Here is a 13,432-nt window from a genome sequence, read left to right on the forward strand (position 1 = left end):
AAGCTATCAACCGGTGCAACTTAATAACAACTATAAATTAATGATTAGATGTTACCGTTATTTTTTTTCCCTAACAAGTAACAGTGCGAATAAAATCCTTAGCCTTCATTTGCTTTTAATAGTTGGTTAATTGCATCCTGACGTTGTTGTGCATTAGCTTTAATTGTCAGTGCAATTTTGTTAGCAATAATATCATCGTCCTCCAAGTCAAGTAACGGTACTTGGGTTGGATGTCGTTGATAGTCGAAGGCGACAAAATTTAAATAAGCGCTAACACACCGCATGAGCTTGTTATTGCCTATATCCCGATAGACATCAGCTTTTACAATCATTGAAGTATTACCCACTGCAACAACTTTTGCGGTAGTTTTGATATTATCACCCACCATTATCGGTTTGGCAAAATGAACCGCTTCAACTGTTACAGTAGAGACTTCTCTTTCGCTAAAGCGTTTTGCGGCCATCGCTGCAGTGGTGTCCATAATAGCTAAAACATCACCACCAAACATATTTCCGCTGGGGTTTGCCTGATTAGGAAAAACCAGATTCCAATTAATCATTTCTTCTGCTTTTTTTCGGGCTCTGTTTTCTGACATGAACTTTGACCTTTAATCCAATAAATTTTACAGTACTCATTAATCGCTTGTAGTTATACTAAAAATTAGAATAAATATAAAGCACTATTCAAATAAATTAATTTGCTCAGTATAGATAATATTAAGCTGCTTTTGGCAGATGCTATATTATTAAAAATATTTAAATAAAATAAAATTAAAACAATGGTTTTTATCTTTAAATTTGAAAACTACTAAAATAAAAAATTTAAGAGATAAATTGATTTAATAAATTAACATATAAATAGCGAAAATAAATTTTAACCTTTAAGTGTATGTTAAATTAATTAAGCTTATATTTAGTAGCGATTAATTTTTAATAATCTCAACAATAATGTTTACTCAAATATATCGAAGCTATAAGATAAATTCAACTTAAGTGGATTTTGTTTAAAAGAATATTCTTTTAATTAAAATGAAACTGCTTAAGTTGACTTAGTTGCAACAAGTCTGGAGTGATCTTGATCCATTTTCACGGACACTTTGTTAAGCAACGGCTTCAAACTCTGCAGGCGATTGATAGCCTAGTGTTGAGTGAAGTCGTTACCGATTATAGAACACTTCGATGTAATCAAAAATGCTCTGCTTAGCTTTTTCTCGAGTTCGATAACGCTCATGATGGTACACCAATTCATTTTTTAATGAGTGATAAAAACTTTCCATTACCGCATTATCATAACAGTCACCTTTAGCACTCATCGAGCATCGAATACCATTTTCCGTAAGAACCGACTGATAGTCTTCACTGGCATATTGCATACCTCTATCCGAATGATAAATTAAGTTCGGTTGTGGTTGACGAGCTTTAATCGCCATTTTCAGTGCATCAAGAACAAGCTTTGTTTGCATGCGTTCAGACATCGACCAACCTATGATTTTTCGTGAGTGCAAATCAATCACCGTTGCTAGATAAAGCCATCCTTCATCGGTCCATATATAAGTAATATCGGCTGCCTAAGCAATATCAGCTCGAATAGGTGAAAACTGACGTGCTAATAAATTGGGAGCAACAGGCTTGTTATGCCGACTGTTCGTGGTGGCTTTAAAGCGCCGTTTACTTTTAGCTCTTAACCCTAACTCTCGCATGATGCGAGCAACTCGTTTACGACTCACAGAGATACCCTCCCTTTTGAATTGTGCATGAATACGTGGCGAGACACGCTTAGCATCTGACACAATCGGCTAACTGAATGAAAGAGTCGTTGTTTTTCAATAAACGCATACTTCACTTCGGCTCGTTAGCAAAGAATGCTGTCGCCTTTTTTAATATGTCCCGTTCTTCTCGCAAACGAGCATTTTCCAGTTCTAGTTGCTTAATCTTGAGTTGCTCTGGTGTTAGCGAACTGTCTTTTTCCACTGTGTCGGATAATGGCTCAGCATACTTTTTACGCCAGTTATAAAGCATGGTTGAGGCAATATCTAGCTCTCTTGCTATTTGCTCCATTGTTTTATCAGAACTATTGGCAAGCTTCACCGCTTCTATTTTGAATACTTTAGTAAAACTTCTTCTTTGTTTCTTTGACATATAAACACCTCTTCGGATATTTTATCCAATTAAATAAGGTGTCCGTCAAATCAGGGCAAGATCAGATTTTTATATTTTAACTGATAGTTTAGTCAGTCAAGTTTTAAGATTTGCTAAAGATAAGAAAACCCGATAAGCTTTTTATCAAAAATATTGCGATTTATCCGTTAATAATTCGAGTTTTTATTAATTTAAGTGAAAAGTGATTAAATTGTATCTATTTATGCAAGAGAGATTAGATAGTTGCGGCTCTCTTTGTTTAGTTAGGTCAATGTGAGACTTGACTTCAATAATTAGCTAGGATGGTATCTAAAACAGCAGCATGTCAATATGTTGGGATTATTTTATTGTCAACAATAAATTCAGGCTAATAAAATATACATGCGTCAAATTGCCGCATTAGCGATATGTTGGGCATCAGGTAAAATTACCTCCGTTAAGTCGATAGGATAACAGTTAAGTTAAAACGATAGCTCTTTTAAAGATGCGCCTTGTAAAATAGTTTGTCTATCTATTTGCTATCTATAAATTTTAAAAACTTATCCTTTCAACATTTACTAATCATATTTAGATCAAATTATTTATGATAGTTGAAATTAAAGTGCTTGCTATATACATAGTTTAATATGGCTTTTACAATTAAGCTGCAAAATTAACCGAGAAGTTTTACTCACAATGTCACCAACATTAAATTTATCGTCAATTTATTCTAACCAAGAAAATTTAAGCATCTTAAATCGCGTTCGACTGATTGCAATTAGTGGTCAATTATCACTGATTTTTTTTTCTTCCTGGTATTTCGATATTATCTTGCCATTAAACTGGCTATTGTCGATTGTTGGCGGCGAAGTTTTTTTTCAGTGGTTTAGTTATCAAAAACTTAAAAATAGAGCTCAGATATCCGATAATTTGTTGACGGCGATACTGCTATTAGATTCGATGATTCTAGCCAGTTTGATTTATTATTCTGGTGGTGCCAACAATCCCTTTATTTATCTTTTACTGCTTTATGTTGCACTAGGTGCATTTATGTTAACACCGCGTAATTTGATAATCGTTGTGTTAGCCAACATGGTTTTTTACTCTCTCTTAAATTTATATCAGCGCCCACTTGAGCTGGGTGACTCCAGCCCGCTCGCTTCATTTCATATACATCTTGCAGGAATGTGGGTGAATTTTTTGCTTACTGTGATTCTTATTGCGTTCTTTGGTTTACTATCGCGCCGAGTATTAGTACAGCAAGAAAAAAAAATGCAAATGTTTCGTGAAAAGCAATTAAAAGATGAGCAAATTTTAAGTTTAGGGATTATGTCTGCCAGTGCGGCGCATGAACTAGGTACACCTCTGTCAACAATGGCGATTATTGTTGATGATTTAATTTATCAAAATCTTCAAAAGGACATTCATGATGATATGACTTTGTTAGCAAGTCAAATTGGTAATTGCCGCCAAATTATTCAGTCACTTAGTGATCGAAGTCGCGATTTGCGCCAGCAGCTTGGCAAACAACAAGAAAATAATATATATAACAATAAAATGAATTTGGTTACACAGTTTGAACTGATGACTGAACGCTGGTTGGTTTATCGTCCGCAAATTAAATTAAAGTGCGAATGGCATCCATCATTACCCAATATTTCTTATTGGCTATCCATCAGTGTTGAACAGGCTTTGACAAATTTATTGAATAACGCTGCAGATGCCAGTTTGGCTAATCAGCAAGATTTAGTTGAAATGCGTGTTAAAACTGAAAAAAGTGCATTAATGATAGAAATTACTGATTTTGGTGAAGGTTTTTCTGATGATATTAAAGAATCAATTAATCATAATATTCAGGAAACAAATAAACAAGATGGGCTGGGATGGGGGTTGTTTTTAACCAATGCCAGTATCGAACGTGTTGGTGGTAATGTTAAAATTTTACAATCAGCAGAAGGTGGGACTATTACTCAAGTATATTTGCCTATTAAGGAGTTTTCGTGAATTCAAACTTAATTATTATTATTGATGATGATCTCACTTACCGTGAAGTACTGTCGCGCAGCCTGATTCGATATGGTTGTAATGTACGACATTTTCCTCACCCTGAGCAAGCGTCGGCGTGTATTGAGCAAAATCCCCAACCCATTATTTTGCTCGACCTAAAACTCGAAGCTGACTCTGGACTTAGATGGATAAAAAAAATAAAACAATTAAACTTGCAGTGCCGGATTATATTATTAACTGGTTATGCCAGTATTTCGACTGCAGTAGAAGCGATTAAGTTAGGTGCCGATGACTATTTGGCAAAACCAATTACCGCTCGTGAAATCTTGTCGCAAATTAATAAAGATGAGTCAGGTGAGAATACACCCATTAATACTCAGCCAATGTCGGTAGAACGTTTGGAATGGGAGCATATACAAAAAGTATTGATGGATAACGATGGCAATATTTCCGCGGCCGCTCGTTCACTTGGTATGCATCGCCGAACATTACAACGAAAATTGGCAAAAAAACCGGCGAGGACATAAATTAAAAAATGTGAATATTAACAACTTGGTTTCGCCAATTTTAGCACTCTAATTCACTTTTATATCAATTTGGTTGTTGACTACTTACCTGCAAAGTCCGCTCATTTATACCTTCATAGTTTTTATCTTGTACAAAAATAAATAGATTTATTTTTCTAACTAGTCCCCTTTTCTACTTATTGGGATATGTAAAATATTACCTAATTGGTTTGTCTCATTTGAATTGCTTCATTTGCTGGATTAATCTATGGGGCATCTGAGATTTTACCGGGTAGCTCAGATTTTAATAACACTTAACATAAAAATAGACTTATGAATAAACTCTCAATGAGGAACATTCCAATGCTAAAAACAAAAAAACTACTAGGGTCTGTGGCGCTAATAGTTACCTTGAGTTTTAATGCTCAAGCTGACAATCAGATTTTATCTGAACAGGATTTAATTTATTCTTACGATCAAATGTTCAATTTCAACATTGAAAACTATCTAAATGATCGTGCTCCACATTTAGCCCCCTATGCTGAAACTATTTCACATTGGGCTGGTTACAGTAGTATCAGTCCAAAAGTACTAATCAGTTTGATCGAATTTAAAACGGGATTAGTCAGTAATGAGAATAGTCAATCAATTTCACAACCATTTGGTGAGCTTTCTGCTGAAACGAGTTTTCGTGAACAAACACGTGATGTGGCTATGAAACTTGCGGGTATCTACTATCAAAACCGAGACAATGGTAGCCTGCAAGCTGCGAATACCTCTTCGATAGCCCAATTACTTGGCGACCAACAACTCTCCGCAAGTGAATCTGGCAAGTCAACTTCAGAGACCTTTGCAGAAACTTATCATAAATTGTTTTCTGATAATCTAACTTCCAGTAGCTCACTTAATTCACAGCAAAATCCTTCAATAATGGCAGTACCGCCATCAAACTATCTGCAATTACCTTATCCAGTAGGCGATAGTTGGCGTTATGGGGGAGCACACTCTAATACCGGTAGTGGTACTGTATATTCTTCATTAGACTTGCACAATGGTGGTCAGTGGGGAAGTAATCTTTCACATTTGTGGGTAAAAGCAGCAGCGCCTGGAACAGTAAAAGTACACTCAAGCTGTAATATGGAAATCATTCATGCCGACGGTTGGTCCACACAGTACTATCATCTTGACAATATTCAGCTTTCAAATAACCAATCGGTTAATCGCAATCAAAGTATTGCTAATATGGCGAGTAACAAAAACCAGGCGTTATGTCAGGGGGGATCATCAACTGGTCCGCATCAGCATTTCAGTTTAAAACGTAATGGTTCATTTGTATCATTGCAAGATGTGCGTTTGTCAGGATTTAGAGTCAATGTTGGAACCAGTAATTATGATACTAACTGTAATCGATTTTGGCTGGAGAGTCCCAATGGTCAAAAGAATTGCGCGGGTACGGCATTAAATAATCCCGGCGTTGGTAGTGATCCGGGTCCCGATCCAGATCCAACCCCAAGTGAACTGCAAAACGGGGTAGCCAAAACCGGTTTAAGTGCTAATCAGGGGAGTGAACTTAACTATATATTCAAAGTTCCTGCTGGTGCCAGCAATATCAAGTTCGATATGAGCGGTGGTACAGGTGATGCCGATATGTATGTTAAATTTGGTTCTAAACCAACTGATAGCAGCTATGATTGCCGTCCCTATAAAAGTGGCAATAATGAAAGCTGTACCGGAAGTAACTCGGGTGGAACTTATTATGTCAGAGTGAAAGCATATAGCAGTTTCTCTGGTGTTTCATTAATTGCCAGTTACGGTGGCAGTGATCCAGGGAATAACCCGATTGATGAAACGGTTAACAATATATCCGTTAATCAAGGAACCTGGAAACGTTATACTCAGGAATTAGCTGCAGGCTATTCAACATTCACGGTAACCATGTCAGGTGGTACTGGAGATGCTGACTTATATGTTAACCACGGATCTCAATCTACTTCAAATAATTGGGATTGTCGCCCTTATAAAAATGGTAACAGCGAAACCTGTACATTTAATTCACCGGCTTCTGGTACATGGTATATTGACTTATATGGTTACTCTGCCGCTTCTGGTGTATCAATTAATGTAAAAGCGAACTAGTTTTACTCACAACCTTTTGTTAATTGGTGAAATCGCTTGAGTAGAGATGCTCAAGCGATTTTTTATTTTGCCTATTTTATTTTTCCCTTTTTAAATTTGGCAGTTGTTTGTATGGTTCATACTGGGTGGTGCCTTGTTTAAACCAGAATAATTTGACCAGCATTGTTAATGCCCATAATTTTATTATTGAATAAAATCTCTAAAACAAATTTATATTTCAAATAACTATAACTAAATCCTTCACTAGAACTTTTTTTAACTATACTAAAAAGAAACTTTGAGTTATCGAGGCTTTACCAAATGTTAAAAAAATTTCTGGTGCCTGTAGTGTTACTCCTGACGTTACTTGCTTTTTCAATTGCTATTTTTTTGCCAAGTCTATCCGAAGCATCAATGGTTGATGCAAAAAAAGAAGATGCTAAAAAATTAGTAACTCAGTTTAAGGTTCTACGCAGTTACTACACAAATAATGTTGTGAGTAAAGCTAAAGCCTTTGGAATGAAACCCCACTTTAATCACAAAACCGATCAAAATGCGATCCCATTGCCTGCGACATTAATTCAAGACTTAAGTGAAATACTGATGGATAAAGGCACAGAAATAAAATTATATAGTCCTTTTCCGTTTCCAAATCGAGTTGATCGCCGGCTTGATGCCTTTCAGAAAAAGGCCTGGAAAAATCTTTCCGCAAATCCCAAACAGACTTATATTGAAGAGGTAGAAATGAATGGGCAGCCGTACATTCGTGTTGCTGTTGCCGATACCATGCAGTCGCAAGCTTGCGTAGACTGTCATAATGCTTACCCGGGGACACCAAAAACAGATTGGCAGCTTGGACAAGTGCGAGGAGTATTAGAAGTCATTAAGCCAATAAATGATGTCTATCAGATTTCATCGCAGTCACGTGTGGTGATAGTAACGGGAACCGTAGTAATAACGCTGGCAATAATTTTGATGCTCTATTTCCTGTTTAATAATATGGTTTTACAGAGAACTGCCGCATTAAACAAGGTTATTAGTGAACTTGCCGATGGTGAAGGTGATTTAACTACGCAGATAAAAGTTGGCGGTGATGATGAGATGGGAAAAATGGCCGGTAATTTTAATTCTTTTTTATCGTCATTCCGTAATATTGTAAGAAAAGTTATTCATGCTGCCAGTGGCGTCGAATCATCAAACGATAATGTGCAGGCAAAAACTCAAAATATTATTAGTAAAATTAAAGCCCAGCAGGAACAGTCTGATATGATTGCAACGGCCATTAATGAGGTGAGCTGTAGCATTAAAGAAATATGCGAAAATACCGAGCAAGCGGCGCATAATACTAAAGAAACGGATCGCCAATTGCGCGAGTCGACCAATCAAATGCAATCTACAGTAACACATGTTCAGCAACTCAATAGCGAAATGATAAATATTGGTGGTGTGATTTCAGAGTTACGTTCACAAAGCGATCAGATTGGCGTGGTGTTGGATGTAATTAAATCGATTGCCGAACAGACCAATTTGCTCGCACTCAATGCGGCAATTGAAGCGGCCAGAGCCGGAGAGCAAGGACGTGGTTTTGCGGTTGTTGCTGATGAGGTTCGAGCGCTGGCACATCGTACACAAGAATCAATTAGTGAAATTCAAAGTACCGTTGAAAATCTGCAATCAATGGCGGGTAAAGCTGAACTGCGTGTGACAAAAGGTTGTGAAAAAGCGGCAGATACCCAGTTGATCATTGAAGAAGTAAATGTACATTTACATGATGCGATGAAACTGGAGAATATTGTTTCGCAAGCGGTAGAAAGTATCGCTGCGGCAATGGAGCAACAAAGTACCACATCAAATGAAATGGATCGAAATATTGTGGCGTTAAGAACCTTAGCAAATGATTCTATGAATGAAATTAGTGACATTGCCGAATTATTAAGTGTGGTACAGCAAAATACAACCAATCTGACAACCGAACTAAAACGCTTTAAACTGTAATGTTATTGTAAATATCAGATGCAGACATTATAAATATTGAAGCGCTTCATTGAAGATTTTGTATGTTTAATTGTTTAATCTAAATGATGCGATGCTGATTTTTGTGTTGCGCCTTTTTTGTGTATTGTGCCTTGGTAGTTTTTCCATAACGCTTGTTGTTTGGCGAGTGAAAAGTTTTCAGACTGAAAATGACAATGTTTCATAAAAGATTTTTCTGCTTGTTCCCAGACGTGTTCAAGATTACATTGATGAAACTCTGGCCTTTTTTTACCAATCATTAAAATACGTTCAAACCTAATTCGAATGATTTGTTGTGGATTAATCGCGGCATAATAAAAACTTTGTTCGGTGTAAGTATCATTGGTTTGTTTGCCATAAAGCCAAATCAGATTGTTATGCTGAAAAGCCTGATAATCATCTTCTGAAGATGGAATAGTAAGTCGGCAAAATAAACCTGACTTCTTAAAGTTAAAAGCTGTTGTTAAACCATCTTCCGCAAGGCTGGCAATTTGCTCAAATTTGGATTGTGCTTTTTGTAGTAGGATGTGGCTGGATAGCTGACCATTGGTTTGAGGATGTTGCCAACTGGAAATGGATAAAATCATATAGCCAGGAAATTTCCAATAACCAATCCAGGGTTTAAAGTGCCAGCAATTTTGGTAAACAACCTGGAATCCACCATCAAATGAATCATCTTGTGCTGTTAGCTCGCTGGGTAAAATAGATTTATAGAGTGTGGAATCTGATGTTATTGGTGATCTAAACCTTAATTGTCCATCATTAAAACAAATGGTTTCAGTCGGGGCATGTTTAAAATTAAGCGATTGAAGTTTTTTTAATTGTTGCAAGGTTAAATTTCCCGATTGAATGATTGACATAATTATTTTCACAAATAATAAAGCATTTTTAATAAATTTAAATCAATATTCATTGATTTTTTAAATAGTTAACAGCAATCTCATCGTGTGCTTTATAAAGGGATTAATACAGTTGTGGCTAAATAAATTTGATTTATTTGGGAGGTAGGCATCATCACTGGCACCCTGTTAGCAAAACACTCTGCTTTGGTTTGAAACAAACTGGGTATTTGCTGACTGAGTTAGATGCTTTCTTTTTTCCAGATCTCCATTCCGCGATAGCGAGCTACTTGCATATCCTCATAAGAGGTATATTCGAGTTGTTTAATCAGTTCAATCAACGATTCGATTTGATAGCCAAAGTTATCTAGCCAATGAATTAAAGCAGCAAGCGGCTTTCGTTTGCTTTCGGTATTTAATCGATATTCAACATTTTTGCCTCCAGCCGTATGAATCAGAGTGAGATATGCACCGTCATCTGCACCAATAAGCAGTAGCATGATATCCAGTTCGACGATGTGGGCTTGGTGAATATTTGCAAAAAACTGAATCCAGTTTTGGAGACTGGCTAACTGATTTGGTGACATTTTTGTGATATTCGAGTCTGACATGAATGTTGCTCAAGAAGCCATTGATAATGCAAGCTTAGCAAATGTTTGATTGAATATATCCATTGAATTTTTAATGTTATGCGTGAATCATCTTTTATTCATCAAAATCAAGAGATTTAGTACAACATTGAAATCTTAGTTTTGCATCGCGAAGTGTTTGCATCATTTTGTTGAACACGTTAATCTGAATCAAATTCCCGATAACGCTAGGGTTATTGTCTTATGAAAATCACCTCAATTGAGCAATTGGAATCAGTATATGGCAAAGCTGTTGAGCGGGCTTATTGGAAAGAAATTGATTATATCAGCACCCATTACCAGCAGTTTATTGAAGCATCCCCTTTTTTGATTTTAGCGACTTATGGTGAAAAAGGTGTTGATTGCTCTCCCAAAGGCGATCCAGCAGGATTTGTTAAAGTGCTGGATGAAAAACATTTATTAATACCTGATCGGCGTGGTAATAATCGATTAGATTCTTATCGAAATATTATCGCTAACCCCAAAGTCGGCGTTATTTTTTTAGTACCGAATGTGGGTGAATCTATTCGAGTCAGTGGGCGAGCTGAAATATTGATCGATAAGGAACTCTGTCAGTTATTTTCAATGCAGGGTAAGCCAGCCAGTAGCGTATTGAAGATTAAAGTTGATAGAGTTTTTTTCCAATGTCAAAAAGCAATTGCTCGCTCAAAAATTTGGGATGCAACGACTTATGGTGAACGAAACGAATTACCTTCTGCTGGTGATATGGTGAAATATTTTGCAGAACGACATGGGATTAAGTTTGATGGGGCTGCTTATGATGACGAGTATCCTGAACATTTGAAGAAAACAATTTACTGATGTCTTTCGGTGATTTTACTTGATTGTTTATGACTACTAATTTTGATTACATTACCACTCAGGGGAGGGTTTCTTTAACTAATGCTTATCGGCTATATCCCGTAAGCGCGCCACTTAATCAATGGATCGAACACTTTTGGTTACTTGATGTGCCAGAAGGTAATTATTGTTATCGAAGCCTGCCCGATAATTGTGTCGACTGGATAACTAACGTCAATTGTCCCGAATACTCATATTTAATTGCGCCTTTTATGTCATCGATCGTGTTTGATTTGCATGGACCTTGTACGTATTTAGGCATTCGATTTCGACTGCTTGGTCAACATGGCTTGATTCGGGAGCCTGTAGGAAGCTGGGGAAATCATGAAAATGGTTTGCTGGCTAATGAATTGGTAAGGTCTGATCTATTAGCACAATTGCAGGATAATATTGGTAAGGCAAATACTTTTGATGACATTTGTGAGCGCCTATCCGGAATATTGCTAATGAAAATGTGTCAGAATCAGTTTGATAAGCGTTTGGTGCGCTATATGGGTTATTGTCAGCAAAATATTTCTTCCAGAGTGAGCTTATCAAATCGACAATGTGCCGAATTTGGTCTTTCATCTCGACAACTCAGGCGTTTGAGTCAACTTTATCTGGGGGTTTCTCCTCGAGATTTTGCCAGGGTTATTCGATTTCAGCAAACGTTAAGGGTTATGAATTCTTGTCACAATGCTACGAATTGGATGACTTATTATTATGATCAGTCACATTTCATCAAAGAGTTTAAACTGTTATCTGGGCTTACGCCTACAGCCATTATGAATTTGTCCGTTTTGTACAATAACGATATTAAATAAGCTGGCATTCTATTGCTGACTTGTTAACTAAAGTTTAAAAGAGGTACAAATAATGATTGCTATCCAGACAGCTTTTCCTGTTGTGACAACAACGGCATTGGCCCGTGTAAAACAATTTTATGAAACGCTATTCGGGTTTAATACTGTTTTTTTTGATACAGAATTCTATTTACATATGGTTTCAGCAGACGGCAATATTCAGCTTGGTTTTTTGATGCCCGACTTAGAGTCTCAACCAGAATTTTTGCGTAAAGCTATGGTGCCAGAAGGCTATGTCATTTCTTTTGAAGTGAAAGATGCCACAGCGGCATTCGAGCAAGCACAGCAATTAAACTTAACAATTGCCATGTCATTAAAACATGAAGTTTGGGGGCAGGTTCACTTTATGGTGACTGATCCGGCTGGTGTCAATATTGATATTGTGCAGCACCTGGATGCTGCACAAGCATAATTACGACATTAAGGTGTTAATTCCTAAATGATAGTTGCGAGGATAATTTATCCTCGCTTATTTTTTCTCGCATCACGCTGGGTTTTAGCATAAAACTGAGTTAGTTGTTTGTCTTTTGCCCTTTTCTCTGCTAAGTCTGCGTGATTATGCTGTTGTTCGCGGTGAAGTTTCTGGTAGCTTTTTAATCGCCGAGCCTCTAGTTCTCCAGAATCAATCGCTTTTTTCACGGCACAACCTGGTTCTTGTTGGTGCTGACAGTCACTGAACCGGCATAGCAATGCCAATTCAGTAATATCGGCAAATGTTGCCGAAACGCCGTTTTCACAATCAAATAACTGTAATTCACGCATTCCAGGCGTATCTATCAATAAACCGCCGTCCGGAAGTAAAAACAATGAACGGCTCGTGGTGATATGCCGCCCTTTTGAATCTTGTTCGCGAATCCCCGCTGTTTGCTGAATTGGTTGTTTTAATAATTGATTGCTTAAGGTTGATTTACCACTGCCAGAAGAGCCCAACATAACAATCGTTTTTCCTGTGCGTACCCACGGAGACAGCAAATCAATACAGTCTGGCTTTAGCCCGTTGATGGCGACCACATTGATATTGGGTGCCAGTTGTCTCACTTGTTCGAGTTGTCCGGTATACTCATCGACACAGTCCTTTTTCGTTAAAACGACCACTGCTTCGGCCTGCGTTTCATGAATTAAACTGAGATAGCGTTCAATTCGATTAAGGTTAAAATCATGATTGAGTGAACACACAATAAATGCCGTATCAATATTGGCAGCGATTAATTGCTCAGCACTTTGCACACCAGCAGCCTTGCGTTTAAAACAATTTTGGCGCTCTAATAATCGTAGAAAGGCACTTTGTGTATCGATTAACAGCCAATCGCCCACCGTAATTGCTGGCATTGACGGCATGATTGGCAGGTTGATTTCACCTTCTGATGTTTCAACTTTTAGACTGTTTTTGTGTTGTTGAGTCACACGCGCAGGCAAGTAGTGTTCCCATTCATGTAACGAAAGCTGCTGTTGAAAAAATGGATTCCAGCCAAGTGATGTTAAAAATTGATGATTTAGCATAA

General features: G+C 37.3%; 11 protein-coding genes and 1 pseudogene. 7 read left to right on the forward strand and 5 right to left on the reverse strand.

The features are described from left to right. Positions 1–98 precede the first annotated feature (98 nt). Both ABVT42_RS10430 and ABVT42_RS10435 read right to left on the reverse strand, forming a co-directional pair. Positions 99–596 carry an acyl-CoA thioesterase gene (locus ABVT42_RS10430; protein ID WP_353897029.1) on the reverse strand — a complete coding sequence of 166 codons (498 nt, stop codon included), beginning with the start codon at positions 594–596 and terminating at the stop codon, positions 99–101. 564 nt (positions 597–1,160) lie between these two features. Further along, positions 1,161–2,139: pseudogene (locus tag ABVT42_RS10435) on the reverse strand (IS3 family transposase); the annotation flags it as partial. A gap of 675 nt (positions 2,140–2,814) precedes the next feature. On the opposite strand from ABVT42_RS10435, the gene ABVT42_RS10440 reads away from it, so the two are divergent. The 4 genes from ABVT42_RS10440 (at position 2,815) to ABVT42_RS10455 (ending at position 8,741) form a co-directional block, all read left to right on the forward strand. Further along, a complete protein-coding gene (locus ABVT42_RS10440; RefSeq protein WP_353896763.1) occupies positions 2,815–4,122 on the forward strand; it encodes an ATP-binding protein in 1,308 nt (435 codons plus the stop codon). Continuing rightward, complete coding sequence (locus tag ABVT42_RS10445; protein ID WP_353896762.1) at positions 4,119–4,652, forward strand: response regulator transcription factor; 534 nt, start codon at positions 4,119–4,121, stop codon at positions 4,650–4,652. Before ABVT42_RS10440 ends, ABVT42_RS10445 begins: the two co-directional genes overlap by 4 nt. Before the next feature lie 342 nt (positions 4,653–4,994). Beyond that, positions 4,995–6,767: a pre-peptidase C-terminal domain-containing protein gene (locus ABVT42_RS10450; protein WP_353896761.1), complete on the forward strand. Its 1,773-nt coding sequence runs from the start codon at positions 4,995–4,997 to the stop codon at positions 6,765–6,767. Between the two features lie 300 nt (positions 6,768–7,067). Next, complete coding sequence (locus tag ABVT42_RS10455; RefSeq protein WP_353896760.1) at positions 7,068–8,741, forward strand: methyl-accepting chemotaxis protein; 1,674 nt, start codon at positions 7,068–7,070, stop codon at positions 8,739–8,741. Between the two features lie 74 nt (positions 8,742–8,815). On the opposite strand, the gene ABVT42_RS10460 is transcribed toward ABVT42_RS10455, so the two are convergent. Further along, on the reverse strand, positions 8,816–9,619 hold the full coding sequence (locus ABVT42_RS10460) for a hypothetical protein (RefSeq protein ID WP_353896759.1): 804 nt from the start codon (positions 9,617–9,619) through the stop codon (positions 8,816–8,818). Between the two features lie 221 nt (positions 9,620–9,840). Further along, the gene (locus tag ABVT42_RS10465) at positions 9,841–10,209 is read right to left on the reverse strand and encodes a hypothetical protein (protein ID WP_353896758.1); all 369 of its coding nucleotides are present in this window, start codon (positions 10,207–10,209) and stop codon (positions 9,841–9,843) included. Between the two features lie 222 nt (positions 10,210–10,431). Between ABVT42_RS10465 and ABVT42_RS10470 the strand changes: the two genes are divergently transcribed. From ABVT42_RS10470 to ABVT42_RS10480, 3 genes are read left to right on the forward strand one after another with little or no spacing between them, the layout of a single operon-like run. After that, positions 10,432–11,049 (forward strand): pyridoxamine 5'-phosphate oxidase family protein, encoded by a 618-nt coding sequence (locus tag ABVT42_RS10470; protein WP_353896757.1) that lies wholly within the window; start codon positions 10,432–10,434, stop codon positions 11,047–11,049. A 29-nt stretch (positions 11,050–11,078) separates the two neighbouring features. Next, entirely contained in the window at positions 11,079–11,891 is an 813-nt protein-coding gene (locus tag ABVT42_RS10475; protein WP_353896756.1) for a DUF6597 domain-containing transcriptional factor, read from the forward strand. 52 nt (positions 11,892–11,943) lie between these two features. Further along, positions 11,944–12,342, forward strand: a complete 399-nt coding sequence (locus ABVT42_RS10480; protein ID WP_353896755.1) for a VOC family protein — start codon at positions 11,944–11,946, stop codon at positions 12,340–12,342. A 47-nt stretch (positions 12,343–12,389) separates the two neighbouring features. On the opposite strand, the gene rsgA is transcribed toward ABVT42_RS10480, so the two are convergent. Next, positions 12,390–13,430, reverse strand: coding sequence for a ribosome small subunit-dependent GTPase A (rsgA, locus tag ABVT42_RS10485; protein WP_353896754.1), 1,041 nt, complete (start codon positions 13,428–13,430; stop codon positions 12,390–12,392). Between the last annotated feature and the right edge of the window lie 2 nt (positions 13,431–13,432).

The organism is Aliikangiella maris (assembly GCF_040719265.1).
GTDB classification, from domain to species: Bacteria; Pseudomonadota; Gammaproteobacteria; order Enterobacterales; family Kangiellaceae; genus Aliikangiella; species Aliikangiella maris.

Bases quoted from the DNA above. Each gene is read 5' to 3' on its own strand.
- ABVT42_RS10430 (WP_353897029.1), bottom strand. From the start codon at position 596: ATGTCAGAAAACAGAGCCCGAAAAAAAGCAGAAGAAATGATTAATTGG.
- ABVT42_RS10440 (WP_353896763.1), top strand. From the start codon at position 2,815: ATGTCACCAACATTAAATTTATCGTCAATTTATTCTAACCAAGAAAAT.
- ABVT42_RS10450 (WP_353896761.1), top strand. From the start codon at position 4,995: ATGCTAAAAACAAAAAAACTACTAGGGTCTGTGGCGCTAATAGTTACC.
- ABVT42_RS10455 (WP_353896760.1), top strand. From the start codon at position 7,068: ATGTTAAAAAAATTTCTGGTGCCTGTAGTGTTACTCCTGACGTTACTT.
- ABVT42_RS10460 (WP_353896759.1), bottom strand. From the start codon at position 9,619: ATGTCAATCATTCAATCGGGAAATTTAACCTTGCAACAATTAAAAAAA.
- ABVT42_RS10465 (WP_353896758.1), bottom strand. From the start codon at position 10,209: ATGTCAGACTCGAATATCACAAAAATGTCACCAAATCAGTTAGCCAGT.
- ABVT42_RS10470 (WP_353896757.1), top strand. From the start codon at position 10,432: ATGAAAATCACCTCAATTGAGCAATTGGAATCAGTATATGGCAAAGCT.
- ABVT42_RS10475 (WP_353896756.1), top strand. From the start codon at position 11,079: ATGACTACTAATTTTGATTACATTACCACTCAGGGGAGGGTTTCTTTA.
- ABVT42_RS10480 (WP_353896755.1), top strand. From the start codon at position 11,944: ATGATTGCTATCCAGACAGCTTTTCCTGTTGTGACAACAACGGCATTG.
- rsgA (WP_353896754.1), bottom strand. From the start codon at position 13,430: ATGCTAAATCATCAATTTTTAACATCACTTGGCTGGAATCCATTTTTT.